Origin of the sequence: Kordiimonas aquimaris (assembly GCF_025574485.1) — a bacterium.
Classification (GTDB): Bacteria; Pseudomonadota; Alphaproteobacteria; order Sphingomonadales; family Kordiimonadaceae; genus Kordiimonas; species Kordiimonas aquimaris.
This window is the reverse complement of sequence record NZ_JAOBPO010000002.1, coordinates 319191-344218: the sequence shown is the minus strand read 5'-3', so window position 1 is coordinate 344218 and position 25028 is coordinate 319191. Positions and strand designations below refer to the sequence as shown.

Sequence of the window (25028 nt, the reverse complement as noted above, 5' to 3'; positions counted from 1 at the left end):
GCTGCGTTGGTCAAGATCGATGATGAGATTAGGCAAGATTGGAATTACATACTTAAAGAACTACCAACGCGATGTAACACCCTGATAGAGCATTACACTTCTTTTTTTGAAACATAGTTCAATGCAAGACCAACATCCGATAAACAACATCAAAATTGCAACACTTCTAATTCAACTTTAGCTGTCAAATTAAAGTACAACACTACTCGATTTGCTTCATGCTCTTTTTACCACTCAAAGCTTTGGATTGGTGTTTTCCAGTCTGGGCCATAGCGCGCTTCGGATACAGCCTCCGGATCAGCAGGTGCGTCAAAAACACTGCCTTTGAATTCCAGCTTTTTCGCAGGCAAGAAAATATCTGCGCGTTCAGGCACTACAGCCAGCTTTGTGTGCGGCCAATATACTGTGTCACCCTTGTGGCCCAGCATAAATATATCAAGCGTGAGCGCGCCTTTATGCACATGGATAAGCGGCGCATGCGGTGTACCCAAATTACACTTCAGGCCGATTTCATTAAGCGTTGCGATACACTTGTCGCGCTCCGCGTTCAAGTCCTTCGGTCCAGCACCCTCAATGATCACGGCCACGTCCATGTCATCATCGTGTGGGATAAAATCTTTTTCGCGGATCGCACCAAGAAGCGTGCCGTACATCAGCATGGGCTTGTAGCCAGCCTCTGTGATCTTCTCCATGCAGTGCTCAAGAAATGCCATGACCATTTTCTGGTCACGCTCAATGATCGGTACACGCAAACCGTGCTTGCCAAGTTTCAGCGGTGCGGCATGACGGATCTTGCCTGCAATTTCGTTGGAGCCATCAAACGTTGCCTGATTGAAGTCTTCACGGTCGCGCACCATTCTGGCCATTGGCACACCCATGCGGCGGCGACGGTATTGTGTGTATAGTTTCCCGATCAGACGCGGATATGCAACGGGCCATTTGTCTGCAACAAACAAATCAACCAATCGCAGAACGCTGTATGCGTTTTTGTATGCTGCACCGCGGTCATAAACCATACGCCACGGCTCGTCTTCGGTGCTCCGCACACATATTTCAAGGAAACATGCGTTGCCCGCGTGCTGGCGGTTCACGCTCCAGACCAGAAACTTGCCAACCGATTGCCTCTCCGGCAGCGTCACGACACGCGACCGGACCTGTGTCACGAGACCCATGCTGTATATTTCAGGCTCGGTGAACACAGACGGTTTGTATTTGAAGTTCAGTGCGGGCTTTTTCAGTTCTTTAATCAGCGTTCCGTCAGGCGCAGAAATTCTGCCTCCCGACAAGCCCGGTGGCAATTCGCCGTATGCCCGCACACGAATAAATTTTGCCTCCACGCCGCGCATATCAATCTCAAGGCCGTCTTCAGGTGTCAGGCCAAAGTCTTTGGCACCGCCCAGCGCAAGGTCTGTTGCGCGTATCAGTTTTTCTGCCACGTCGCGGCGCATGTCATCGCCGACTGATGGCAGAGCGGGCGTCTCGATGTTCGGTAGAACCTTGCGGGCATATTTGCGGGCAACTCGTGACATTGCTGTTGCGCTATCATGCGCGCGCATCGTCTCAATGGTGCCGCCAATGCTCTCAAGGCTTTCACGGACACAGGTGTCAAATTCCTGCATATCAGCATCAGCAACACGGCCCCGCATTTCCGCAAGCGCATCTGCAGCGGCACCCATACGGGTCTTGACCAAATCACGATGTTTGTTGTTTTCGTCTACCTCAGGGTAATAAAGCGCCTGCTCTTTCCCGTCCTTGCCCGCACCGGTCACGCGCACATGCGCATCATTCATTATTTCCCAGCCAACGCGGCGGTAGAGATAAACGGCACTTACGCGCACATTGTCAGGAAACTCGGCCCTCCACCAAGGATCAGTCTCCTTTTGTGTATGTGTATTGTTAAAATAGAAGGCGCCTTTTATCGGGTTTTCCGCCGTGTGCTTCTTGCTGTACATAGAGCTGACGCTGCAAACCGCATGCTCGGATACATCCGTAATACCCTTTTCACCTTCAATGTACCCTGCAAACACAATACGTGAGAAACAAAGCCAAAGCGGTTTGTTTTTGCCTGCACGCACATGAAACGTTGAGAAAGGAGACCTGACATCAATCCGAACGGGGTAAAAACAGTCTCCCGGCGACACAATATAGCCAGGGAAAGCCTGCTGCAGCATTGGCCGGCGTGCGGACGCAACAAAAGTTTGACTTTGCTCTTTAAAAGAGCTGCACAACGACGAAATTGAATTATCAGACATACTAGCTTTTGAACACTCGAGCGCACGGCTCGCCATATCTTGAATATTTAAACAAATACGATCGGGCAATAAACAACAGGTGTTTCTTTACAAATTAAACCCGGCGGATATATTGCACGCCGTTCGCGCCGTGTAAATTCTTAACCCGTGTAATTTCTTAATCAGAGTATAACCACCATGAAAACCGTGATTACCTTTGGCACCTATGATCTGCTTCATATCGGCCATGTTCGCATCTTACAGCGCTCTGCTGCGCTTGGTGACCGGTTAGTTGTTGGTGTTTCCTGCAGTGACTTAAACCTGAGCAAAAAAGGCCGTGCGCCGGTTTACACCACAGAAGATCGCATGGCGATTATATCTGCGCTTGAATGCGTCGATGAGGTTTTTGTTGAGAAGTCACTGGAAGCAAAAGGCGAGTATATACAGAAATACGGCGCTGATGTTCTTGTGATGGGTGATGATTGGGAAGGTCGTTTTGACGAGTTTAAATCTTTGTGTGAGGTGGTTTACCTGCCGCGCACAGTTGGCATTTCCACATCAAAGCTTATTGCTGACATTTCAGATATTAACCCTGACCCAGAAAGCCATAGCTAAACAGCTATACGTGCAGGCCAAGCCTGTCTAAAAGTTCACGCCGCACTTTATCTGCGCCCACGTGCAAGCCTGCTGCTTCCCCGTAGCCGTCCTTGTATTCAATAGTTTTGAAATCGCTCGGCAACTCAATACCTGTGCATTGGGCAATGCGCGCTATGTCTGCTTGCTGGTTATGGATAAAATCTTCCAGATACACATCAACCGTATCAACACCGCAGCCACGAACATCGTTCAGTAGTGCCGCGCCCTGATTAATCTCGCTTATCTGCTCAAAGCTTTCCAGACAGGCCCCAGCTTTTATCGGCGTATGCAGCTTCTTGGATGGTTTTTTTGTCCATACGGAACGTTCGCTTGTTTTATCCAGCAATTGCATCATGGTTGCTTGCGTCAAGGTATCACGGCGTTCAATCAATACCACCTTGGCATTCATACGCTTGAGATAGCGCAGGAACTGTTTTTGACTGAAAGCGGTATTTTCAAATACACTTTCCAACACATCTGTTTGCAACAGGTATGACAGCTTGCCGCCTTTGGCATACTTCTTCTCAACACCACTGTAGAAGCGGCTAACCTGAAAGTGCCGGTGAAGCTGAAGCCACGATGCGTAGGGCCGCGCCAAAAACTCGTGCGCATAGGCCATACCGTTCTCAGCCATCACAGATGTAACAAACTCCGCATCAGCATACGGCGTGGACAAAAACACAATTGGCTGCGCAGCCGGTAAAGCGGGCTTAGGGTCATATTTTACAAGGCGCGGATAGCGGTCCCGCCCTGAGCGCATATAGCCATATGTGCCAGAGGTAACGTGCAAATCAGGATGTGCTGACTGAATAGCACGAATGATGGCAAGTTCACCTTGTTCGCACAGCACCATCACCTTCTTTATTTCAGGTGTGATTGCATCCGCATAATTATCAGGTGAAGCGATTTGACTGCGCAGTTTTTCCTTGCGTGCACCGTTCAGGTAATCAGCCATTGGTTCGTCAATGATAAGCAAATGCGTTTCATCGTAACGGTATAAGACATGCACCCATGTCCAGTACCGCAGATGCATAAAAAAGCGCTGATATATATCGTCGCTTGATTGCTTCATAGAGGCCGCTTCTCACCAATTACTTCAATAACCATCATTTAACGCCTCAGGGCTTCAGCCAGATACATGGCCTTACGGCCCCAACGGGCAATTGCCCCAAGCGGACCGCGCGGCCCCATACCAGAAGGCCTGCCCACTTTGCTTATTGCACCAATCAACACTTCAACACTGGTGTTTTTACCTTCAGGCCACGCCACATAGCGTGCATACACGCACAGCACGCCGTAAACAAGACTGTCCAGTGTTAAGGCAGTTGAACGCCGCGGGAAAGATTGCTTGTCCGTGGTCAACCCCCAACCTGCATAAAAAGGCAATCCGTATGTCACTACAGCAACACCGCGCAGCAGTGCTTCAAATCCCGTTAAGCTGGTCATGGTGTGAACGCTATCGCACGCCTCAAGGCAATCAATGATGTCTGCACCATCAACAACCCGGTCAACACAAGCCGTGAGCACGTCAGGTGGCACATGGCCGTCCCTGTTGCCGCTCACTACATCCGGATGCGGTTTAAACACGATATAGGCGTCAGGGTTATCAGCTCGCACAGCCTGTAACAGCGCTGCATTGGTTTTGAATGCCGGAGATCCGTATTCGAGGCTCGCGTCACCTTCAACCTGCCCCGGCACCAGCAACACAGGCTTACCGTCCGCAGCAGATTTGAAATCCAGCGCGGCTTGTGCGCCCACATTGTATTTGGATACGCGGGTCGCAAGCAAGCTTTCACGCACGCGCTTACCGCGCGCAGTATCCGCTGCATCAAAGGCGTGGGTTTCCAGAAAAATTTCCAGATCACTGGCACAGGAACCATCATAGTAAATGCCGGTATGATCCATCACCAAAGAGGATGGCCTGCGCAGGTCCGACCCCAAACCAACAGACCTTACAAACCCGTCCTCCATCCGCCAAACAGGCACATGGTCTGGCACGCCGGAAATGTCCGCATCGCGGCCACGCCCCCACAGCACCAGCATATCACCCTCATCGAAGGTAAAACCGTCTAACAATGCAGGTTTGATAAATTTTGTTTCAGCAACAGCTACACCAAAAAATTCAGGAATAAAGCCGCGCTTCCACAGCGAAAATCCAACTGCTATTGCACGCTTTGCTCGCGGGCGCAGCATTTGGCGTTCAGCAACCAGAATATCCAGTATATCTTCAAGCTCGGCACGCTCGCCTGTGAACGGATTAAGGTACCGGGAATATAAAATAAAAGCAGCAGCAAACAACTCCGGCAATGCTCGATTGGCGGCACGGTTATCACACAATTGCCGGTCATGGGTCAGGCCCCAACCGGCGTAAAACGGCACGCCGAAACAGCTCACTTTTTTGCCCGCAATAAGCCCTTCCAAGCCCAACTGACTGGTAACCACATACACATGGTCAACCCTTTCCATCAAAGCATATGGATTGCAGTCTTCCGCAACAAACAGGATACGATCACCCGCAATGCGCTGGCATTCTTCCAGATCATAATGGCCGCGCTTGGTGCCAACCAAAACATCAGGATGAATTTTCAAGATAATCAATGCAGTTGGATTATCTTCAAGCGCCGCATGCAGCATATCTTGAAACATGCCCGCATTCGCCATGCCGCAATCGATAGACTTATCGCCAAAGGTTTGATCAACAACCAGAACCTTCGGTCCTTTGTAGGCTGAAAGTTTGGCATCCAGGTCTTCAGGCAGTTCAAATGGGGATTGGTTATATTTGGAGATACGCCACCGCCGCATACGCTCAATGGCTCGCTCAGCGCGCGCCGTTAAGTCCGGCGTTATCCAATCATCGCGGTTGAGCAGTTTTTCAAGGTCACTTGACTGGTGCGCATCGTAATAAATGCCGCTGGTGTCAACAATCAGCGACAAACGGCGCGGATCAAGTGCGGGATGGCTAAGATAGCCAATAAAGCCATCCTCAAGCCGCCAATAAGGTAAGCGCTTTCTCTGTGCGTACGCACGCGCTTTTTCGGTGTTTTCTTTTTCGCCCCAGCCAACAACCACATCACCTTCGCGGGCATTCAGGCCATGCGAAACTTTACGCTCAAGCAGCACCGGCAAGGCATTGTCGCGGGCGATACCACGCGATGTGGTAAGCGCTCTCATGTCGTTTGTGCTGCGTCGCGCAGGATTTTATCGACGCGTGCGGCATCCGCAGGCGTATCAACACCGATAGCTGACGGTCCGTGATAATGCGCAACAGTGATTTTCATGCCGTGCCACAAGGCGCGCAACTGCTCCAGCTTCTCAAGCTGTTCGGTGGGCGCAGGCTCAAGTTTTGTTAGCGCTCTTAATGTACCGGCCCGGTATGCATAAATGCCGATATGCCGCAAATAGGGACTGCCTTCAGGAATTCCGTCACGGTTATGCGGGATGCATGCGCGGGAAAAATAATGCGCACTACCATCTTTGGCGCACACTACTTTGACAATATTGTAATCATCCAGTGCAACCGGATCCGTGATTGTGTCAGCGGCTGTTGCAAGATGGGCATCGGCGGTATTGGCCAACTGCTCACCAACCAATCTGATTAATGACGGGTCGATAAGCGGCTCATCGCCCTGTACATTGATGACGATTTCATCGTCAGACAGTGACAATAAATCCACAAGCTCCGCCAAGCGTTCCGTACCATTTTCATGCGATGCCGCAGTAAAGCAAACCTGCCCGCCAAACCCGCCGACCACTTCAGCAATACGCTCATCATCCGTTGCGATATATACATCTTCGGGGCATTCAAAGGCTTTGATAGCCTGCTGCCAAACATGCTGTATCATCGGCTTCCCTGCCAATTCAAACAGGGGCTTGCCGGGAAAACGTGTTGAGGCGTAGCGTGCAGGAATGGCTATCTTCATCTACGCCTACACATATTCTTCGGGGTTAAGCAGATCAACCAAGCGCACGCCGTTACGCTGTGCAACATGCTCACATGCCTCGCGCACCGCACCTGCCCCGCCCGCTTTAACGCTAACCCAATCAGCAACAGCAAGCACTTCAGCCACCGCGTTACTGGGCGCCATCGCGTAACCCGCGTTTCGCAAGACATCCAGGTCGATCCAGTCATCACCCATAAAGGCACAATCCGCTGGCGTGATGCCCATGTCATCACAGATATCTTTAAGCGCTGTAGTTTTATCAGCACATTTAAGCCTGCGCCGCCGCACACCCAGATCATCAAGGCGGCGTTCAAGAGGCGCGCTTCTGCGGCCAGAAATCACCGCAACCTCAACGCCTGACTTGCGGAGATATTTTATCCCCAACCCATCATGTGCATTAAAGGCCTTCATCTCTTCGCCGTTTGCGGTGTACAGGATTGTGCCATCGGTCATGACACCATCTACATCAAGTGCTAGTAACTTTATGTGCTGATCACTCATTCGTTTGCACCAATCATTCTGTATCCAGCGGCGAAAACTGCTTCACGGTCTCATCAATGGCCTTAAGCTGCTCCAGATAAGGCTTCAGTACATTTAGCGGCAAAGCGCACGGACCATCACACAGTGCCGCGTCAGGGTCAGGGTGAGACTCAATAAACAAGCCAGCCAGACCAAGTGCCATGCCTGCACGCGCAAGTGCAACCGCCTGTGCACGCCTGCCGCCTGCACTGTCTGGTCTGCCACCCGGTTGTTGCAGCGCATGTGTTGCATCGAAAACAACAGGCCCCATAGACTTCATCACATCCATGCCCAGCATATCAACTACCAGATTGTTGTAACCAAAACTGGTACCGCGCTCACACAGCATCACCTCACGCTTGCCACTTTCAGCAAACTTCTTGAGAATATGCGCCATCTCGGCAGGCGCTAAAAATTGAGGCTTTTTAACATTAACAACCGCATCTGTTGCAGCCATAGCCGACACCAGATCGGTCTGGCGCGCTAAAAACGCTGGCAACTGGATAACATCAGCAACTTCGGCAACAGGCGCGGCTTGCGCAGGCTCATGCACATCAGTGATGATTGGAACATCCAGTTCCTTCTTGATATCAGCAAGTAACTCAAGCCCTGCTTCCATGCCAGGACCACGAAACGAATGGATGGAAGAACGGTTCGCCTTATCGAAACTGGCCTTGAAAACCAGCGGTATATTCAGCGCACCGGTAATCTCCTTAAAAGTTCCTGCCACATCAAATGCCAACTGCCTGCTTTCAAGCACATTCATGCCACCGAACAGAACAAACGGCATATCGTTCGCAACAGTTATCTTTTCAGCAATTGTGACGCTGCGCACCATTCTCGGTTCCTTAAATACTCTTACCCAAAATATTTTATAACTTTACTGATCATGCACGACATAAGTAAAGCCACCTTGGCTACCTTGCACGCAAAAAAAGCGCAAGCAACTATGGGTACATCACGCAAATAATACAGCTATAAAGCCAACATTCAGTTTTCAGGTAAAAAGCAGATAGCAAAAAAAGCGTTATAAAATGTCAGGTTTGTCGTCCTCTGGCGCGTCAGGCTCTGCGTCTTTTGAAGGCACCGTAGCATCTGCAGCACTTGAAGAAGCAGGAGCTCCCGGCTTTTCAGCATCGTCGCTCTCTTCTGCTTCAACAGGATCTGGAAGGCGTCTGCTGGCTCGCTCTTCTTCAAGAGTGTTTGTGTACTGCGTCCATAGACCATCAAGGTAAGCTTTAAGCTCGGGATTGTTGTTCCGGTTCAGGCTTTGCGCAACCTCAAGTTTGGGTATTGCCCTTTGGTAATCACCTGCGGCTGCAAGCGCACGCGCATGATGCATGAACACCTGTATAGATTCGGGGAAAACCCCTTCCAAATTGCGAAAATACCCTAGCGCTTCGGTCGCACCATCAGTGTCAATCAACGCGCGCACATACATCAATTGAGCACGGGCATCACTTGGTATTGTATCCAAAACTATGTTCAAATCTGCGCGCGCTTCTGTATATTTTTGTTGCCTTAGATAGAGCGCTCCGCGGTTTTTCAATGCAGACACATAGTTTGCATTCAAGGAAATTGCTTTGGTGTAAGCTTCAAGGGCAGCATCAAGCTGACCTTGCCTGTGCAAAACAGTACCGAGCGCATTATGACCAACAGGCGAGCTCGGTGCCTGATCAACCATAAGTCTTGCCGTGGCCAAAGCTGCTTCAAAATCACCAGCCTGCACCTGCACATTTGAGAGCATCGTCACACTGGTAATGTCTTCGGCATCCTCGGTTATAAGACCTTGAAGAATATCAGCAGCTTGCGGCGTGTTGCCCGCACTGGCATAAAAACTTGCTAATCTTCTTTTAAGAATTTTGATTGAATTTTCATCAATGTTATCAGCAGAAATTCCTGTGTTGGCAAGGGTTTCAGGGCTTTCGGCCAAAGCAATGGTTTTGGCTGTATACTCAATTGCACCTGCCGTATCACCAACCTGCGCTGCTGCGAGGCCCGCCATCGAAAATGCAGCCAGGTCAATGCTTTCATCCACGATCATTGGCTCCAGTGTTGTGAGTGCACGGCGTGGGCGCTGTTGCAGCAAATGTATTTCGGCCAATGCAATGCGCGAAGCCCTGTCAAACGGCGCTTTTTCCACCACCATTTCAAGCCTGCCGCGCGCAACATCATATTCTTTGAGGCGGTAAGCCACATGGCCTAACAAACGAGCAAGCTGCGGGTTTGCGTTATTGTTTATCACCAAAAGCTCAAGCTGATCTCGCGCCTTCTCGTCGTCACCTTTCACAGCCAGCAACATGGCACTAAAAAACTGCGCGGTGCTGTTTTCCGGTTGCTCGCTATATACACGATCAAGATATTGCTCGGCTGTTTCATAGTCACCTTCGATGATATGAATGCCCGTCAGCTCCAGTAAAGCCGGTACATTACTATCCAGAAAAGCCAACGCTTGCTCAAACTGGGCTTTGGCATCTGTCTGCCTACCAAGCTGATTGTAAGCTGTGCCTAATGTATAGTGCGCAAGTGTGTTTTCAGCACTTAAACCAACTGCCACTTCCGCGTCAGCCAGCGCCAGTTCTGGATTGCCGGTTTTCAGGTGCGCTTGCGCACGCGCAATAAAAGCGCTGTAATTATCACTGTTATTGGCTATTGCCGCACCGTAGTGTGTCAGCGCATTTTCAAAATCGCCTCTCAGGAAGGCAATGTCACCTTGCATCAACTTGGCTTCATAAATATTTGCATCGGCAAACTCACGCGCCAACAACATCCCTGAAGCCCGCCCCAGATTACCTTCGAGCAACAATGTTCGGGCATTCAAAAGTGTATATTCATCGCTATCGCGCAGTGCCTCGTTAACTTTGCTCAGTTGCACGGATGCGCCGATGGCATCAAACGTTGCATGATATGCCCGTGTTGCAAGAATATGATCACTGTATGTAGCGACCTCTTTTTGCTCCTTACGTTTAACAGCGGCAATCAAGTCAGCAAAATCGCCAGCGGCAAAAAGCGCATTCAATTCTTCTGCGCTTAGAATTGGCAAATCAGCTTCGATCACCTGATCGTTGTCGTCTGTGTCACTGCAGGCAGCAACAAAGGAAAAAGCAACAAAAAGGGATATAGTTCTGATCGAAAGAGACATGGATTTTCCAAGCAAAAGTTAACAATTGAGAACCAGCAATAACTTCGACCACCAAAATGATGTAAAGCCAATGCCCGCAACAAGTAAAGTCAATATTTACAATTACATCATTACCGTGGTATGGTGAGTCGTGGTCGGAAAAGTTTTGTGTTTATAAAGACAAAAGGTACCAGAAGACCATGTTTTCCCGTTTTATTAGTCGTGTAATGCCGCTGGCAGGTATTGGTTTGCTTATGCTCTCCGCACCTTCGCACGCCCAAACCGTCGGAATTGACGTTACGTCGGACATTGGCACCTTTCAGCCTGTAGCGCTTGGTGAAGATATTTCATTGTCCCCGTGCGGCAGCAACATTGTTCGCGGTAACGGTGCCTTTATCAGCAGCCTATGCGATACTGGTAGCCCTGATGCTTTCAGCGTGAACTACTTAATTTCCTTTGGTGGCACAACGTCCGCATTATCGTTTGGGACCGGTGCAAACGGCGTTAGCGCCGGTGTCGCTGCTCTGGTTGCAGGTGCTGGCGGTGTGGTTTTATCGCAGGGTGCGACAGCCGGCGCATTAAGTAGCCCATTAACCCTCGCTACAGGCGTAGGTTCACTGTTTTCAACGGCAGGTACTTATGTGATCAGCTTAATCATATCGGTTCGCAATGGTGGCACGATTAACGTGGCCAACGGCCCAAACCAACGCCCCTTCGGCGATGGTGGACTGGAACTGGCAAACACAGGCTTTACCATTAACGGTGCATCTGTTGGTAACTTTGATGGCACAGTTATCGGCACCCTTGGTGGCAATGTTCCAGCAACAGCCAATGGCAGCAGGAATGTTGCGTTCTCGCAAGCTACAATCGTTGTTGAAGCAGCCAGCGTTCCGGAACCATCAAGCATAGTGATGCTGTTGATGGCTTTAATATCAATTAGCTATTTTCACCATAACCGTTCAACAATAACCCGCTCAAACTCGTAATTCTGTTTACCCGAGGACTTTTATCTCATGATAAACCGTTTGATAAATCGCTTAGTGATACTCACTGCTGGCACTTTACTGCTCAGCATGCCCTCGCAAGCGCGGCAACCTTACGTCGATGTGACGTCTGACATTGGCACATTCCAGCCGGTAACGCTCGGGGAAGACATTAATGTTTCGCCGTGTGGCAGCACGGTTTCCACGACTAATCAAAGTTTCCTCAACAGCATATGCAATGTTGGATATCCAGATGGTTTCAGCATCCATTACCTTATTTCATTTGGCGGCATTACGTCTGCACTTTCTTTTGGTACAGCCGGCACAGGCGTTACAGATAGTATCGCAACACTTGTTGCCAACAGGGGAGGCACAGTCCAAAGTCTGGGCAACACCGCAGCTGGTTTAACAAACGTTGCATTGTCAACGGGTATAGGATCATTGTTTTCAACGGCGGGTACTTATGTAATCAGCCTTGTGACTGCGATTCAGGCGGAAGCAAACACAATTGACAATATTCGTGGCGGCGGTGACAGCGGCCTTGTGCTCGCCAACACAGGCTTTGACATTAACGGAGCATCTGTCGGCAGCTTTGATGGTGTTACTATTGGCACACTGGGAGTGGTGAGTGGCGGCAATCCTTCAGCTGGCAATGGCCGTCGCGATGTTGCTTTCTCGCAAGCGACAATTGTTGTTGAAGCAGCCGCAGTACCGGAACCATCAAGCTGGTTGATGTTATTGATGGGCCTTATGCTTATCGGTCGGCGTCAATTTTCCCGTCGCCTACCTGGCTTAGGCAAAATATAAGCGAAATTAAGTCACAGCAGCACGTATGTGCTGCACTTAGTGGGCATGAAAAACCATCCTTGTCAGGGTGGTTTTTTAGTCTGAGGGAAGGTTGTGCAAGGAATTTGCTGTGCCTGATGTGTGCCTAATAGCGCTATCAAGCGCCACATTAACCGGATCTCGGGTAACACACGCAACAGCAAGTTCAAATTCAGGAATGAATGTAAAGAAAATCCCTGCGCTTACAAGGCCTGCCGGTGTTGGAGCTGCAAGGCGAAATTGTCCATCTGAGAAATCAATCTCCACGCCACGCAAATAAGGCATCAATTTGCCGTCTTCCATCTTCACAAATGCTTCCTTGATCGCCCACAACGTGAAGAAAAGGGCACGCCCCTCAGCCTCCGGCATAGCAGAGATCAACGCCCATTCTGCTTCGGGAAAACGCCGCTCGGCAACGCGCTGCCAGTTGATAGCATGGTCGATCTGCTGAATATCAATGCCAATGGGCGTGTCTTCAGACACCGCAACCGCAGAAATACCCGCTTCTGCAGCACCTGTATGAGAAACGGAGAAATATGGTGGATCGTTGGGATCAAAGCCTTCGATAGTAATGCGGCCAACATCAACCTGACACAATGGCACAGCCTTGGCAGTTAAACCCATGTAACTACCGAGTTCAGCGCGCAGCATCGCTCTTGCGGTAACAAATGCAGGGCGCGCACCCTCGTGCATACCAGCAAGGCGCGTATGCTCACTTTCAGAGAGCACATCCTGTGCCGCGAGTGATGGTTCCGCAGCACGAATTTTAAAAGTAACATCGCTCATTATTTGTTACACATCCGAAACAAAATAACTAATTCGGCCAAACTACATCCAAGTAGAGCCTGTGTGCAAATAAAACATATGTGTATGCTTTTAGTCTTATTTTTTAAGTTGTTTTTTAACTTTTTCTACCTATCGTATTATGTACACAACCTGAAACAACCATACATAGCAGGCAAACCATGATGGTAGACGCAACTTCAACTAATCCCGATCAAATTCATGATATCAAGCTATTGGTTGTGGAAGACAACCCCGTGATGGTTAGCATTCTGGGCCGCGTCCTTAAAAAAATGGATATTCGGTTTGCTGTTGCCGGGAACGGAAAAGAAGCAGTTGAAGCATGCCAGGAAAAACCGTTTTCACTTATCCTCATGGACATTAACATGCCAGGAATGGGCGGCGTTGAAGCCACACAGCATATTCGCAAACTGTCTGCTCACTACTCCGAAGCACCGATTGTTGCGGTAACAGCCAATTTGTCCAGCGAAGATCTGGCAGAATATAAAAATGCAGGCATGACAGACTATGTAAAAAAACCGGTTAATCAAGTTGACCTGCATAGAGTGATAGAAGCCTATGCCAGCACACTGCACGCCGACCATGAAGCGCCTTATGCAACATCAAAAATTGTACCGCCTGAGTTACAAGAAGTGTCGGATGACGAGCTAGACGCACTCAATTGGGAAGTGCTGCGTGAATATGGTGCTATTATGAAGGGTGATATTGCGAAACTGCTTGAGGGCTACCTGAAGGCAGGACCAGAAATGATGAATGCACTGGCGGAAGCCGTTTACGGCAAAGACGGGAAACGCCTGGAGCATCTGGCGCACAAGTTGAAATCAACCAGCATTGTTTTTGGCGCAGAGAGTGTGTCTGCTATTGCAGCACAACTGGAAGCGTGCGGAAAATCAGGCAAGATGGACGGAGCCAGTGCATTGCACACAGAACTGCATATATGCTTTGAGCGCACCAACCATGTGCTGAAAAAACGCCTGACTCTGATGAAAATGGGGATGTAAAACTTCATTTTAAAGCGACAAAGTTATGCTAGTAAATCAGCCACTTATCACAACCTCTGGCATTGAAATCTCTCAGAGTTTTCAAACGAAAGATATCTTCTGCTTCTAACTGTAGATAGATGTTCAGAATCGAAGTTCTTACTTCTGCAAATTTTTTATCCACCATCGGCTTTTCGATGTAATAGCGGCCTATTTGTCCTATAAATACACCCAAGGTGAATATGGCAACCAGCACATTAACTCTTAACAATATACGACTTGCAACCACACTCTTTTGACGCCCTGCAAACTCTATATAGAGAGATAAAAGGTCTTTCGATTTACTAAGAATTTCCTCATCCGCTGTTTTATCAATCTGAAACAAATCATCGCCAATTATAGGAATAAGATTAGCACCTGCTTTAGCCAAGTTTTGCTTTGCCCTATCAAAATCTTCTGCGCTAGCCTGTTCTTTAATAAAACGCTCAAAATCCAGATTTACTGCTTCGATCTGCTCGATTAGCTCGATAGTTCGCGCCTCAGAATCTTTTAAATCTTCCGCCAACTCCCGGCAACTGGCACAATGGCGTTCAGTACCATTTTTAAAATTCTTATTTAGACTTTTTTCCAAGATGGTCGCAGCATAAGATTTAAGCGATTTATTAATAATCTTACCGCCCTCTGAGCCAGTTTCGGCACAGGCTTGAGCATGAATTCTACCAGCGATTTGAACGATAGTGTCCTTGGGCGGAATTTTAAGAACTATGCCACGCCCTATAACGTCCTCCTGGATTACGCGACCAATGTTACCATTTTGATCCATTTCCTTAAGTGTTCGCGCCAAGCCCTTGTGTGTTGCACTTCTGATCCTCAGCTGTATTTTTCCTGACAAATCATCACTTCGGGTTACTTCCCACGTGTTACTACCTGCAGCCGTAAATATCTCTATTAAATCATGAACCTGCTTAGGAATTAGCGCAGTATCTTTTAATGTAATCGCATCAACAAATGCTTTGATCTCTGGAAAGCTAATCACTGAATAGTACCTGCTCTCGGATAGGTCGAAATCAACCTGTTCAATGTGGATTTCGATAGCCTGACTGCCAATTCGACAATACTTTTTGGGCAGATAGTCAGCTAAGATCAAATAATCTGGAGATATGATATTACTTTTATGATTAGCATCAGAAGCATACAGAATAGATGTTCCCTTTATTGCCTGATAGTTAAGCAGAGTGTGACCATTTAACTTAGTGATTATCTGATTTCGCAGAAAGCCTACTTTTTTGATCGTACGAGGAAATACCCTACTTGATTTACCAACAACCGGATGGTCCTGAAAGAACCGTTGCAATGCAGGCTTGAAGAAATTGATTTTGCCATCTACTACTCCTTCAAAATAAGCATGACCATTTGAAGCCTTCAATACTTTAAAAGCAGCTTGCACCTTGGCAACATCATGGGGACGATTATCGCCCAAAAGGCCGACGGATCCTGTCAGGGTAAAAACCATATCTTACTTCCCGCGCCAACCATCACGGCTGACACCTTTCAGTTTCTCAACCGTGCGCAAGCCACCCAGCCCCAGCATGGACATCAACACTGTCACCAATGTTTCGGTGCCATTGAGCGCAGGCGGTGCCGGCATCTCCGGCGCAAAGGCCAAACGCAGCCAGTTTGCCATATCAAATCCAATGAAATGCCACGCCAGTGCCATGCCGCACACCCACCCCACAAATGGGCGCCACCCCGCCACAAACACCGAAGGGTGCTGCGCTTCAACCTTGTTCACCTCAAGCTGTGCCAGCCCCGCACGCAACAGTTCCATCTCAAGTTCATGGTTGAATTTGCTGCGGGCGTTTTTGTCGGGTATCAGGCGCTCCAGGGGTGCCTTAATCACATCAAGAATTGTGTCCAATAGTGGAATAGCCATCACGGCCTCCAATCAACAAAGGCTGCAAACAGCAAAAACAGCGTGTAAAACGCAAGCAATGTCACGACAAAATCAGCGATCCAATCACGCAGCATGTGCGCCTCCTGCATCACTTCTCGCCGTTGTGCTTAGGGTTTGGTCAACAACCGGCTGAATGCCAGCAAGCGTGCGCTTGCCGTCCACGTCCTGCACACAGGTCAACACCTCGCCTCTGTTTGGGCCCAACCGTCTGTGCGATACATGCAGCCATTCCTGCCAGGCGTCACCGCGCAAACGTGCTTCATAAATCAGTTGGTCAAATGCAATGCCCGAACCTACAATCGCTAGCGCAGCATCACATACAGGCACACCCCGAATAATAATATCCGCCGCCTCACCAAACAAATGCTGGCTGGTTATGGCACCGCCAATTAACCTGTTAAGCGTCGCACACCGAAAGCCGGATGTTATGATCACATAGCGGTCAAACAAGGCACGCACAGGTTCCAGCACATTAATTGAGAGCGCCTTCAGGTTAGCAACTTCTGCTTCTTCACGCGGCACATTATAAAGGTCATATTTTTCCGCGGTTTGGCTGCGTGTAAACTCATGCAAATGAAAATGCTGGCTAAGCGACATACGCGGATCAATGGCCAGCTCAGCCTTTGGATGCAGTTTGTACGGATAGGTCATATCAACCACCCCAATTTGTCGGATATAAGGAAAAACAGCAGGCCACCTACCTGCGTCAGCACCAAAAGCATCAGCTTGATCACGATGCCCCAGCGTTTGCTGCACTGTGCCTCGTGGCGTTCAATGCGATCGAAAGCGAGCGTTGCTTTCAACAAAGCGGCATTGGCGGTATTGCTGCCTTCAATCGGCGTTGTACTCGCCTGTATGTGCTGTGCAATTGTCATATGATGATACCTGCAATCGCAGTACACCCGGCACCAACCGCAAGTGCGGTCAGCACAGCCAGAAAGCGCTTTTTCTCCAGTGCATGCCAGCGCCAGAACGCAAACGCACTAATGGGCGGCAAGGCAAACACAGGCGACCATTCAATGGCCGCGCGCTCTGCACCCATGCCGAGAAACAACGCAAACAACATCAATGCCCAAAGGCCGGAAACATATAGCATTTGGCCAGAAAAAACACTGAACGGCACAACAACAGCTGCAAACAATAACAATACCAGCGCACCGCGTTTTAACCCGGGGCGGGTATGAAACAGGGCATAAAAAAAGCGACTGATGGTTTTGCCAACAGCCGCCTTTGATACAGTATAAATGCGCACAAGCGCACCGCGCACCTTTCGGTACGCTTTCGAAATGAAAATCATGGTTATTCCTTCAGGTAGGGAATTCTAAGAGATGATGGGCCACATGACTGAGCTATTTATTTGCTCAATCTCATTAACAGTGGTCGCGGCGTCGATTTGCTTCTTTGTACCTAGCCTTACAGCCTCAACGGCTGCTGCAAGTGCGACCCATTCGTCAGCCTTTTGTGTGATCTTTGTACATACATCCAGCATGTCTGTGCCAGTGATACCAATTTCTGCACAAGGTAGCTTAAACAGCTCTATCTCTTGTGATGTATCACTTAACCACGCGCGCGCTTGCTGTTCTTTAATCAGGTATGTTTCGGATTGACCACGCACACTCGTAATATAGCGGCCACGTACAGTACCTGCACCCTGGTCAATTTCTCGCTTAGAGCGCCGTTTACATTCATCGAGTGTTTCTGTCATTTTTTAAGAACCAATGCTGACATTTCGGCAAAATCTACGTCAATATCCAGCAAGACATTGCCGACAGTAGATACACGCAAATGATATGTAGTTGAGCCACTGCTACCACGGTCCCAATACATCAACGTGTAAGTATAATAATTGTCTGTAACTTCTACTGGCAGCACATTCATTACAGTTGATGTACCGCGCCGTATTTCAAGTCTAAGTGTTTCAATACTTTCCGGGCCAGACAAGCGGATGCGTGCTGTTCCAACAATGAGCTGTCCTTCCGGCTGTCGGACAACACTCATGTGTTCACTTATTCTGACACCGCCGTTAATCGGCAAATCAGAATCTGCACCTTTATCAGCCATTGGTCTGTCACTGGCCGATCCATCAAGAATTTGGCTTTCACCAACCGCGTCCAAATTAGCCAGCGCGCCCATGTTGCGTGTTGCATTATCAGCGGGGCGTCCGCTACCCGTAATGCCATACCACTGCGCAGTATCACCCAAACCTGCATTATCACTCAACTGATTGGTGCCAGTGATATAATTGGCATTTTGTTCAACATCACTGCGCACACCATACCAATCGATTGACCCTGGTCCTTTATTAAGTGACGGACGCCTGCCACCAACAGCACCAAACTTACCCGCTTCGCGCAGCAACCGGTACCTGATCAATTCTGTTCCGGGTGGAATGATCAAACCCTCAATGGAAACTTGCTGGTACGATGCTGTGTTGGCCTGGCTATATTGACTGGTGTAGGCTTCAATGTCGGTTGTGTCTGCCTGTTCAAAGATAATTTCGAGTTGCCCGCGCCGATCATCCAGTGATTGAACCTCACAAGCGGCTGATACCTGATCGCCGATTTTCAAGCTGGTATCCGCCAATTCAACCTTACCAAAAACCTCCAGATTATCTGTGTCCAGAACAGCAATATCAGCAAACTGAATTTCATCGGCCAAATTAGCACTTAATGCCTCTTGTGCAGGGGCAGAAACACGCCCAACACCAATCCAGTCGATCTCAAACGTATCACCAAGCGTGACAGATGGATCAAACCGCAAGCGTTTGATTGTGCTGTTTATCCAGTCATCACCACCAACAGTCAGGTTCGCCATATCAAAGACAAAGGTACGTGCATTACCATCACCAAACCGCAAACTGCGGGTGCGTTTATAGCTGCCACTAAAACCATGACTTTCTGTTTCGTACAACAGGACAGGAAACTCAAAAAAGTCACCTTCGCCCTGAACGACACGTTTCATACGCACAGCAACTTTATCGTATAAGGCACCATCAATGTTTAGATTATCGGGACTGATGAGCTGCCCGTCACTGGTAGTAGGCGTAACGTGAATTCCCTGCGGGACACCTTGCGTGACCATGTTAACGCCGCTCCATCCAAGCGTTGACCATTTAAAATCCCACAAATGACCCATTGTAAGCTGACCATCAGCCGTTACCACGTCGCCAGCATCCACAAGAAACCCGTCAGAATCGAAAAGGTTTGTGCCTATAGAAGCGCCGTCCGTTGCTCCTTCTTCAATATTCTTGAGTTTGCTAACTGTTGTCTCAGCCAAATTGACATCAAGTATTGCTTCAATTGATCGCTGAGAAAGGCGCGTAACATAGCTTACAATAACGCGGTACAGTTTATCATCAGTGAGATTTTCTATTTTGTGTGCCACTGCTTCAGCAGGTAACACCGCCCTACCTGCATACTGAACATCAGGGTAACCGCTATCATCAACACTTGGTAATTCACTGTCATTAATATCCCGCCATTTCACTTCAATGCGTTCTACTGCAACACCCGATGCCGGTGCATCCCATGTCAGGTAAATGCCGCTAATGACCGATCCGTCAGCTTTGCTGGTGTGGTATTCCTGCGCCTGTAGGTTGGTAATTGCATCAGGATCTACCCACGGATCAAGACCGCGCTCGCGAATATTTGGCGGCTCTGGTACGCGCACTGTTGCGCCGTACAGGCGCCCGTCGTATGCGCGCAGGTCAACCGTTACATCAAGCGTGGATGAAATATTGATCTTCTCAACGAAATACAGGTTCTCTGCTGGATCAAATCCCTTCTCGGCATAGTCGATGGCAATAACATCGCCGGGCTCAAGCAGCATCGCCTTGGGGGCAAGCTGAAGGCCGGTGATGCGTTCATTCACACGGCTTTTTTTCACAGCAAATTCGGCATAAGCCTCAGCACGGTAAAAATCTGTCACTGTTTTTAGCGTTAGGTTGGCGTGCAGGTCGCGCCCACCATCTTCTACCAGATAGATATTGTGTTGTTCCCCGCGCAGCGGTGGCCACGAAACCGTATCGCTTTCATAATCCTTGTTGGCGTTTGGAAACTCGACGGTCACACGGTTATATCGCTGTGACCGGTTGCCGCGCTCAATATTCCAGCCACCAAAAATAGAGGTTGCATCAAATGTCATGGCTGGTGCCGCCACATCATCTTCAATCACCAGCCTGTGCCGCCCATTAGACCATGAAAGCGACCAACCAAATTCTTCAAGCAAGACTTTCAAATTATCAACAACACCGTCTTTGGGATCCAAAACGGCGTCCGCGACGAACTGCTGCTGGGTTGTGCTGCCTGTCAGTTGTTCGATACGGTTACAAGGGTAACGCTGATTAACAACGATTGTATCAATCTCGCCAGTTTCCGCATTATAGCAAAACTGAGGTACGCCCGATGTGTTTACCGCCGGTGCAGGAATATCCATACTTTGATCACACAGGTCAGCCGCAACAATGAAACTTTCCAGATCAAGCTCAGCCTTTGGTGCATTAAATCCAAAAGGCGACATCAGGTAATTGAGAACAACAAGCGCACGGTTATTGCCGTATGCCCATGTGCCCGCGTCATCAAAGCTGTGAGAGCCGCTGCCACCTGCAACACTGTTGTCAAGGCGCGGATCATAAAGTTTTAGCCCTTCAATTTCTGCGCGCAGAACAGGTTCTGCGTTAAACTGTGGTTTGTTTTTGGAATTGAGAAACCGCGACCAGCTATAAGCCACGCCGTTGCCTTTGTGGTCTGCGCTCCATGTTGAAGGCACAGCTGATAATGCTGAAAATGCAGTTTGTCCGTCCGCTCCGTATTTGGTGATGGCACGGAAATATGGCCGCGCGTTAAACCGTTTGTGTGTATGCAGATCACCATCAATCCAGAAACGGCGAACAGCGTTAATCTCGCCCTGCCCCCACACATCTATGCGGTGTAGCCATACGTTCGGGCGGTCAATGTCATTATCCGAAGTGCCGGCACCTGCCAGCACAAAGTTTGTACCCGGATAAGTACCGCTGGTAGCCGTAATATTGTTGCTGGACACACGCTTGAACACGTTAATCGCTTCAAGGCGGCGCTTGCCATAAATGATTGGCAACCCTTCTGCAGCAGACGTTTTACTTATCTCGATTTTTTGCTGCGGGCCGCCACTGACACCAAGCAGTTTACCAACGAATGAAAGCAATCCCATTAGGCTTCGCCTCCCCACCCGATGGTGTTCTTTTCTTCATGTGCAAATTCAAAGAATGTGTCGCCCGTGTAGCGGTCTTGTTGGTTGTGGTTGCTGGTAATGCGCCCTGCGGTCAGGTTAGGCTTGACCCACGGGCTGGTAATCTTCACTGTTACAGTTGATGTGGTTGGTGTTTCACGCTCTACCCAACTGTCGAACGCTCCTTTGTAAAGACTGACCGGATCACCAAGTTGCCCTCCTGTGCCGTCAAACAACATCAGGAAAACCTCACACACTTCGCCCGTCCGGTCATGATCACGCAGTGCCAATGACACAGCACCATCCACACCAGAAAATTCAACGACATAGCTTTGCAGTTTAATGGTGCGCTCACGGGCAATGGCAGGAAAACGCAGCACATCGCCTTCACTGCGATATGTGTTACCTGCCCATACAACATCGGCAACATGGTTAGTAAAATGCAGGTCACTGCCAATTTTCAATAACCACGCGTATTGAAGCTGATCGCCCGTGAGTGCATCAGCAAAAACAGAAGATACAGTCATCATAGCGGCAACCTTTCAACTAGATCGACCTCAAGCCTGATAAGCCCGCCACGACCAAGCGAAACCTCCTGCACATCACCGACAAGCGAAGCGTACATGAAGACAGTGTCAGTAAAGGGGTTTGCTGTGTTGCTGCGCGAAGGGGTTACCTCAACCGGACTTGTACCTGTGATCAGGTAAAGCTTGGTGCTGTCACTGAAGTTCGCGAAGCTGCCAACATGCAATCCCGGCGCTTCTGCCAAGCCTGAAATATCTACTTTGAATTTGCTGTCCCGGCCTTTGCGCGATTGCAAAAAAGCAATCAAAGGCGCTGCCTGCGTGCGTGTCATTGGGTTATACGACAATGTCACTTCGTAAACCTGGCCGCCGTAACTGCGGGTAAATATATGGCCGCTTTCTGATTGGCTGGCGCGGGTACGCTGGCGAGACCGTACACGAATAGCGGCTGGTGCCGGCGCAGCAGGCATCGCTGGCAAGCTGTCAAACTGAGGGCTTGGCATACAGGTTTCCTAGAACTTGAAATACTGAATTAAATGAGAGGCATGTTTATGTTTAGAAAGGGGCTTCCTGTGCATAATCTGCGTAAATTTCACGGATCATGCCTTCAAGCGCACCACGGTTGGCAAACACTGCATCAGGGCTGGCGTTGCTACCAATAGTCATATTGATGGTCGGGTTGAAAGTGCTACTTTTACTGATGGAACGATCGAGGTTGTTGCTAACGCTTCCGCCCTCACCTGACATGCCCGCAAGAAAACCGGACAAATCCTGATTAAGCCGCTTGCCCACCACGCGTTCACCGCGTTCAAGCAGATATGTGCCTGTAGATGGCACGCGGTTCAGGCCGTTATGTGCCTGCCCTCTGATGGTTGCAATTTGCTGAGCGCCCTGGGCCGCCAAAGCAGCGGCAAACGGTATGGCCGCGGGAAAGCCAAGCCTGCTAAAAGTCTCGGTAACGCCCTTGGCCGTATTAACAATTGCGGCACTAACCGCGTATGCCTTTTTGACCTTGGCAAGCTTCTTGGAGCCAGCAATTGCGTTAGCAAGTTTTGACGCCCAAACTTTCTTGTCACTTAATATCTGCTCTTCATCTTTTGCCGCCTGATTATCAGCTGTTTCCGTAGACAATGCTTTTATTTTTTCTGCAGCGTTCGCGTTATCGGCCTCAGAACCAGACTTCTTTGGCGGCGATACCTCAAACAAACTGCTGCCAGCAAATGTATCTTCCAGAAAGCCCGCAAAGTTATCAGATACAGCTGGCTCCGGAACAGACGGCACAAACACGCGCGGGCCAGTTTTGCCAGCACCTCCTGTTCCGCCCATCACTGCTGCAAGCTTCTCGGCAACGTTTGCAAGCGCCGCGCTTGCGCTTGTTAAAGGCTCCGCCAAACCCGCGAGCATTTTCTGCATCGCATCACTATCTGGCGCCGCAGTTCCAATTCCAGCAATCATGTGCTGTACCTTTCATGTAATTCTTTGAGGCGACGTCGGGTCATGCCCTGTTCAGGCGAACCTAGGCCACGCGCTTGCCTGTACCCTGTAATAGAAAACAACAATTCAGGCAGTGTTGCCCGGTATATTTGGCGCGGTGTCCAGCCAAGCATTGCACCTGCTGCCAGTACATCATGCCAGTTTACAGCGCTATCCGGCTTGGGCTCTATTGCCGTGGTATCAGGCTTCTTTATGGCTTTCCCGGCACATGCCTCTTTTGTTCATCAGCTGAAGAGGGAGACAATGTTGCCTCAAGGCATTTCGATATTGCTGTGGCAGCATCGGCGATACCCCCTTTAACAACTGAGGCGCCGGCACGTTTCACTGCTGCTTCATCGCCAAAGTCACCGCCTGTCATTGCCAGAAACAAAACGGCCAGATCCTTGAGACGGAACTGCGGAAAACGTTCAGTCAAAAAAGGGACTAGCCCCATACCGAAATGATCTTCCAAATCCATCATCGTACCGATATCCAGCCTTAGCCTGCGCTTACGGCGACCCACCATAAGGCTGGTTTCACCACTGATTGTCTTTGCCATAATATGCCCTTAAATTGTTGCAGTGGTAATTACGCCCGCAGATTCCAGACTGATACTGTATTGCACAGCGTCTTCAATACCGCCGCTAAGGCTGAGTGATGTTACGGTGAAAGGGCCGGTGTAGGTCATGAAATCAGGCAGTGTGATACGGCAGTCAAGATGGCTATTCGAGAGTGCCGCAGCGTGTACACGTTCAAAGCTTTCATCGTCCATGAAAACACCGCTGGCATTGGTACTTATGGAGACGATACCGCCGCCGTCAAGCGCTGCCCGAAAACCACCTGAGTCCTTGCTGGTGATGTCAACAGCCTGACCGTTAATATCGAAGTCATTACTTGTGAAACCACCAACGGTTTCATATGTGCCGGTGCCGTCATTAACCGCCAACAGCAGCTCTTTTCCCTTTTGTGCAGACATGCACGTCTCCTTTGATTTGTGTAAGTTATTGAAATGGTGTTAATAATCACATGTTGGTGAATATAGCACCTAGGGTGTATGCTGATATTTGCTTCAAACCTTGTGCTTTAAAACAAAGTGCAAAGGGCATCAGAATATGTTCACGAAAGGGTCGCCGTTATGCTGAAACAAATTTCATTATCATTCATAGCTATTACCGTAATAGCCGTGGCCACTGCATCACCGGCATATACCCAACAAGACAGTATGGAACAACGTCGCCTTGAGTCTCAGATTATGGAATTGAAATCCGAAATCCGAGAGCTGAAAGCCAGCACTCTTGAAATGCAAAAAATATTAGAAGCCGTTGCGGTTGCTGTACTACAAGACAATGCCGCTGCTATTATCGGCGCGTCCGAACTCACAAACTGTGAAACCCGTTTATATGACTTGCAGGCCAGGAAAGACCAACTGCGCACCCTTGGTTTTTCAGACAAATATCCTGACATGGTCAATATTTCAGCGATGATGACTGAGATACAACGTGAATGCTCGGCACTTGCTGCAAGCGAGCCTCGGTAACTTACATAAACTAAATTAAACTAAAGTTTATTCGACTTGTTGTGTCATGACCGTTAACTGAATATTAACATATTTTTAACTATCCTGAAGATTGCTCAATCGGAAGTTGAGCGATGTATAAACAACGCACGATACGGCCAACAACAGAATGAAAACTTTCGACAAAATACTTGGTGTATTCCTGTTTCTAGTTGCCCTGCCTGCAGCAATTCAGGCTGATGTGCACTGGTTTGCCATAAGCTTACTGGTTGTTGCCTGTCTGGTTTTTGCCGGTTTTATTGTACAATCGAAAAGA

At 49.1% G+C, this 25028-nt stretch carries 26 protein-coding genes; 5 read left to right on the top strand and 21 right to left on the bottom strand.

Annotated features, from left to right (window positions below):
- Nucleotides 1–227 precede the first annotated feature (227 nt).
- Nucleotides 228–2252, bottom strand: a complete 2025-nt coding sequence (locus tag OEU88_RS07390; protein WP_262694506.1) for a LicD family protein — start codon at nucleotides 2250–2252, stop codon at nucleotides 228–230.
- A gap of 177 nt (nucleotides 2253–2429) precedes the next feature.
- Between OEU88_RS07390 and OEU88_RS07385 the strand changes: the two genes are divergently transcribed.
- Nucleotides 2430–2846 (top strand): adenylyltransferase/cytidyltransferase family protein, encoded by a 417-nt coding sequence (locus tag OEU88_RS07385; RefSeq protein ID WP_262694505.1) that lies wholly within the window; start codon nucleotides 2430–2432, stop codon nucleotides 2844–2846.
- A gap of 4 nt (nucleotides 2847–2850) precedes the next feature.
- On the opposite strand, the gene OEU88_RS07380 is transcribed toward OEU88_RS07385, so the two are convergent.
- The 6 genes from OEU88_RS07380 to OEU88_RS07355 all read right to left on the bottom strand — a co-directional run bounded on the left by OEU88_RS07380 (nucleotide 2851) and on the right by OEU88_RS07355 (nucleotide 10469).
- Nucleotides 2851–3939, bottom strand: coding sequence for a hypothetical protein (locus OEU88_RS07380; RefSeq protein WP_262694504.1), 1089 nt, complete (start codon nucleotides 3937–3939; stop codon nucleotides 2851–2853).
- A gap of 38 nt (nucleotides 3940–3977) precedes the next feature.
- Entirely contained in the window at nucleotides 3978–6038 is a 2061-nt protein-coding gene (locus OEU88_RS07375; protein WP_262694503.1) for a capsular polysaccharide biosynthesis protein, read from the bottom strand.
- Entirely contained in the window at nucleotides 6035–6787 is a 753-nt protein-coding gene (gene kdsB, locus OEU88_RS07370) for a 3-deoxy-manno-octulosonate cytidylyltransferase (RefSeq protein ID WP_262694502.1), read from the bottom strand. The genes OEU88_RS07375 and kdsB overlap by 4 nt, the downstream gene beginning before the upstream one ends.
- 6 nt (nucleotides 6788–6793) lie before the next feature.
- Complete coding sequence (locus OEU88_RS07365; RefSeq protein ID WP_262694501.1) at nucleotides 6794–7309, bottom strand: KdsC family phosphatase; 516 nt, start codon at nucleotides 7307–7309, stop codon at nucleotides 6794–6796.
- Between the two features lie 13 nt (nucleotides 7310–7322).
- Nucleotides 7323–8165, bottom strand: a complete 843-nt coding sequence (gene kdsA, locus OEU88_RS07360) for a 3-deoxy-8-phosphooctulonate synthase (RefSeq protein ID WP_262694500.1) — start codon at nucleotides 8163–8165, stop codon at nucleotides 7323–7325.
- Nucleotides 8166–8354: 189 nt separating this feature from the next.
- Nucleotides 8355–10469, bottom strand: coding sequence for a tetratricopeptide repeat protein (locus OEU88_RS07355; RefSeq protein WP_262694499.1), 2115 nt, complete (start codon nucleotides 10467–10469; stop codon nucleotides 8355–8357).
- Between the two features lie 179 nt (nucleotides 10470–10648).
- Here OEU88_RS07355 and OEU88_RS07350 point away from each other — a divergent pair, with 179 nt between their 5' ends.
- Nucleotides 10649–11434 (top strand): hypothetical protein, encoded by a 786-nt coding sequence (locus OEU88_RS07350; protein ID WP_262694498.1) that lies wholly within the window; start codon nucleotides 10649–10651, stop codon nucleotides 11432–11434.
- 27 nt (nucleotides 11435–11461) lie between these two features.
- A complete protein-coding gene (locus OEU88_RS07345; RefSeq protein ID WP_262694497.1) occupies nucleotides 11462–12238 on the top strand; it encodes a PEP-CTERM sorting domain-containing protein in 777 nt (258 codons plus the stop codon).
- 75 nt (nucleotides 12239–12313) lie between these two features.
- Here OEU88_RS07345 and OEU88_RS07340 read toward each other — a convergent pair whose 3' ends face one another.
- Complete coding sequence (locus tag OEU88_RS07340) at nucleotides 12314–13042, bottom strand: 4'-phosphopantetheinyl transferase family protein (RefSeq protein WP_262694496.1); 729 nt, start codon at nucleotides 13040–13042, stop codon at nucleotides 12314–12316.
- Between the two features lie 179 nt (nucleotides 13043–13221).
- On the opposite strand from OEU88_RS07340, the gene OEU88_RS07335 reads away from it, so the two are divergent.
- Nucleotides 13222–14061 (top strand): response regulator, encoded by an 840-nt coding sequence (locus OEU88_RS07335; RefSeq protein WP_262694495.1) that lies wholly within the window; start codon nucleotides 13222–13224, stop codon nucleotides 14059–14061.
- 28 nt (nucleotides 14062–14089) lie between these two features.
- Here the strand turns inward: OEU88_RS07335 and OEU88_RS07330 are convergent, their stop codons facing one another.
- From OEU88_RS07330 to OEU88_RS07275, 13 genes are all read right to left on the bottom strand, one after another.
- Complete coding sequence (locus OEU88_RS07330) at nucleotides 14090–15553, bottom strand: hypothetical protein (protein WP_262694494.1); 1464 nt, start codon at nucleotides 15551–15553, stop codon at nucleotides 14090–14092.
- A 3-nt stretch (nucleotides 15554–15556) separates the two neighbouring features.
- Nucleotides 15557–15973 carry a holin family protein gene (locus tag OEU88_RS07325; protein WP_262694493.1) on the bottom strand — a complete coding sequence of 139 codons (417 nt, stop codon included), beginning with the start codon at nucleotides 15971–15973 and terminating at the stop codon, nucleotides 15557–15559.
- Nucleotides 15974–16057: 84 nt separating this feature from the next.
- Nucleotides 16058–16645 (bottom strand): D-Ala-D-Ala carboxypeptidase family metallohydrolase, encoded by a 588-nt coding sequence (locus OEU88_RS07320; protein ID WP_262694492.1) that lies wholly within the window; start codon nucleotides 16643–16645, stop codon nucleotides 16058–16060.
- The gene (locus OEU88_RS07315; protein ID WP_262694491.1) at nucleotides 16642–16869 is read right to left on the bottom strand and encodes a hypothetical protein; all 228 of its coding nucleotides are present in this window, start codon (nucleotides 16867–16869) and stop codon (nucleotides 16642–16644) included. Before OEU88_RS07315 ends, OEU88_RS07320 begins: the two co-directional genes overlap by 4 nt.
- Nucleotides 16866–17291, bottom strand: a complete 426-nt coding sequence (locus tag OEU88_RS07310; protein WP_262694490.1) for a hypothetical protein — start codon at nucleotides 17289–17291, stop codon at nucleotides 16866–16868. The genes OEU88_RS07315 and OEU88_RS07310 overlap by 4 nt, the downstream gene beginning before the upstream one ends.
- Before the next feature lie 24 nt (nucleotides 17292–17315).
- Nucleotides 17316–17699 (bottom strand): hypothetical protein, encoded by a 384-nt coding sequence (locus OEU88_RS07305; RefSeq protein WP_262694489.1) that lies wholly within the window; start codon nucleotides 17697–17699, stop codon nucleotides 17316–17318.
- Entirely contained in the window at nucleotides 17696–21181 is a 3486-nt protein-coding gene (locus OEU88_RS07300; protein ID WP_262694488.1) for a phage tail protein, read from the bottom strand. The genes OEU88_RS07305 and OEU88_RS07300 overlap by 4 nt, the downstream gene beginning before the upstream one ends.
- Nucleotides 21181–21729 (bottom strand): DUF2163 domain-containing protein, encoded by a 549-nt coding sequence (locus OEU88_RS07295; protein WP_262694487.1) that lies wholly within the window; start codon nucleotides 21727–21729, stop codon nucleotides 21181–21183. The genes OEU88_RS07300 and OEU88_RS07295 overlap by 1 nt, the downstream gene beginning before the upstream one ends.
- The gene (locus OEU88_RS07290) at nucleotides 21726–22226 is read right to left on the bottom strand and encodes a hypothetical protein (RefSeq protein ID WP_262694486.1); all 501 of its coding nucleotides are present in this window, start codon (nucleotides 22224–22226) and stop codon (nucleotides 21726–21728) included. The genes OEU88_RS07295 and OEU88_RS07290 overlap by 4 nt, the downstream gene beginning before the upstream one ends.
- A gap of 52 nt (nucleotides 22227–22278) precedes the next feature.
- Nucleotides 22279–23178, bottom strand: coding sequence for a hypothetical protein (locus OEU88_RS07285; RefSeq protein ID WP_262694485.1), 900 nt, complete (start codon nucleotides 23176–23178; stop codon nucleotides 22279–22281).
- Nucleotides 23175–23387: a phage tail assembly chaperone gene (locus tag OEU88_RS17675; RefSeq protein ID WP_394805243.1), complete on the bottom strand. Its 213-nt coding sequence runs from the start codon at nucleotides 23385–23387 to the stop codon at nucleotides 23175–23177. The genes OEU88_RS07285 and OEU88_RS17675 overlap by 4 nt, the downstream gene beginning before the upstream one ends.
- Before the next feature lie 20 nt (nucleotides 23388–23407).
- Nucleotides 23408–23755 carry a gene transfer agent family protein gene (locus OEU88_RS07280; RefSeq protein ID WP_262694484.1) on the bottom strand — a complete coding sequence of 116 codons (348 nt, stop codon included), beginning with the start codon at nucleotides 23753–23755 and terminating at the stop codon, nucleotides 23408–23410.
- 9 nt (nucleotides 23756–23764) lie between these two features.
- Nucleotides 23765–24172, bottom strand: a complete 408-nt coding sequence (locus tag OEU88_RS07275) for a phage major tail protein, TP901-1 family (protein WP_262694483.1) — start codon at nucleotides 24170–24172, stop codon at nucleotides 23765–23767.
- A 159-nt stretch (nucleotides 24173–24331) separates the two neighbouring features.
- On the opposite strand from OEU88_RS07275, the gene OEU88_RS07270 reads away from it, so the two are divergent.
- The gene (locus tag OEU88_RS07270; protein ID WP_262694482.1) at nucleotides 24332–24733 is read left to right on the top strand and encodes a hypothetical protein; all 402 of its coding nucleotides are present in this window, start codon (nucleotides 24332–24334) and stop codon (nucleotides 24731–24733) included.
- Nucleotides 24734–25028: the final 295 nt, after the last annotated feature.

Excerpts from the sequence above, each read along its gene's own strand:
- OEU88_RS07390 (WP_262694506.1), bottom strand. The coding sequence starts at position 2,252 with ATGTCTGATAATTCAATTTCGTCGTTGTGCAGCTCTTTTAAAGAGCAA.
- OEU88_RS07385 (WP_262694505.1), top strand. The coding sequence starts at position 2,430 with ATGAAAACCGTGATTACCTTTGGCACCTATGATCTGCTTCATATCGGC.
- OEU88_RS07380 (WP_262694504.1), bottom strand. The coding sequence starts at position 3,939 with ATGAAGCAATCAAGCGACGATATATATCAGCGCTTTTTTATGCATCTG.
- OEU88_RS07375 (WP_262694503.1), bottom strand. The coding sequence starts at position 6,038 with ATGAGAGCGCTTACCACATCGCGTGGTATCGCCCGCGACAATGCCTTG.
- kdsB (WP_262694502.1), bottom strand. The coding sequence starts at position 6,787 with ATGAAGATAGCCATTCCTGCACGCTACGCCTCAACACGTTTTCCCGGC.
- OEU88_RS07365 (WP_262694501.1), bottom strand. The coding sequence starts at position 7,309 with ATGAGTGATCAGCACATAAAGTTACTAGCACTTGATGTAGATGGTGTC.
- kdsA (WP_262694500.1), bottom strand. The coding sequence starts at position 8,165 with ATGGTGCGCAGCGTCACAATTGCTGAAAAGATAACTGTTGCGAACGAT.
- OEU88_RS07355 (WP_262694499.1), bottom strand. The coding sequence starts at position 10,469 with ATGTCTCTTTCGATCAGAACTATATCCCTTTTTGTTGCTTTTTCCTTT.
- OEU88_RS07350 (WP_262694498.1), top strand. The coding sequence starts at position 10,649 with ATGTTTTCCCGTTTTATTAGTCGTGTAATGCCGCTGGCAGGTATTGGT.
- OEU88_RS07345 (WP_262694497.1), top strand. The coding sequence starts at position 11,462 with ATGATAAACCGTTTGATAAATCGCTTAGTGATACTCACTGCTGGCACT.
- OEU88_RS07340 (WP_262694496.1), bottom strand. The coding sequence starts at position 13,042 with ATGAGCGATGTTACTTTTAAAATTCGTGCTGCGGAACCATCACTCGCG.
- OEU88_RS07335 (WP_262694495.1), top strand. The coding sequence starts at position 13,222 with ATGATGGTAGACGCAACTTCAACTAATCCCGATCAAATTCATGATATC.
- OEU88_RS07330 (WP_262694494.1), bottom strand. The coding sequence starts at position 15,553 with ATGGTTTTTACCCTGACAGGATCCGTCGGCCTTTTGGGCGATAATCGT.
- OEU88_RS07325 (WP_262694493.1), bottom strand. The coding sequence starts at position 15,973 with ATGGCTATTCCACTATTGGACACAATTCTTGATGTGATTAAGGCACCC.
- OEU88_RS07320 (WP_262694492.1), bottom strand. The coding sequence starts at position 16,645 with ATGACCTATCCGTACAAACTGCATCCAAAGGCTGAGCTGGCCATTGAT.
- OEU88_RS07315 (WP_262694491.1), bottom strand. The coding sequence starts at position 16,869 with ATGACAATTGCACAGCACATACAGGCGAGTACAACGCCGATTGAAGGC.
- OEU88_RS07310 (WP_262694490.1), bottom strand. The coding sequence starts at position 17,291 with ATGATTTTCATTTCGAAAGCGTACCGAAAGGTGCGCGGTGCGCTTGTG.
- OEU88_RS07305 (WP_262694489.1), bottom strand. The coding sequence starts at position 17,699 with ATGACAGAAACACTCGATGAATGTAAACGGCGCTCTAAGCGAGAAATT.
- OEU88_RS07300 (WP_262694488.1), bottom strand. The coding sequence starts at position 21,181 with ATGGGATTGCTTTCATTCGTTGGTAAACTGCTTGGTGTCAGTGGCGGC.
- OEU88_RS07295 (WP_262694487.1), bottom strand. The coding sequence starts at position 21,729 with ATGATGACTGTATCTTCTGTTTTTGCTGATGCACTCACGGGCGATCAG.
- OEU88_RS07290 (WP_262694486.1), bottom strand. The coding sequence starts at position 22,226 with ATGCCAAGCCCTCAGTTTGACAGCTTGCCAGCGATGCCTGCTGCGCCG.
- OEU88_RS07285 (WP_262694485.1), bottom strand. The coding sequence starts at position 23,178 with ATGATTGCTGGAATTGGAACTGCGGCGCCAGATAGTGATGCGATGCAG.
- OEU88_RS07280 (WP_262694484.1), bottom strand. The coding sequence starts at position 23,755 with ATGGCAAAGACAATCAGTGGTGAAACCAGCCTTATGGTGGGTCGCCGT.
- OEU88_RS07275 (WP_262694483.1), bottom strand. The coding sequence starts at position 24,172 with ATGTCTGCACAAAAGGGAAAAGAGCTGCTGTTGGCGGTTAATGACGGC.
- OEU88_RS07270 (WP_262694482.1), top strand. The coding sequence starts at position 24,332 with ATGCTGAAACAAATTTCATTATCATTCATAGCTATTACCGTAATAGCC.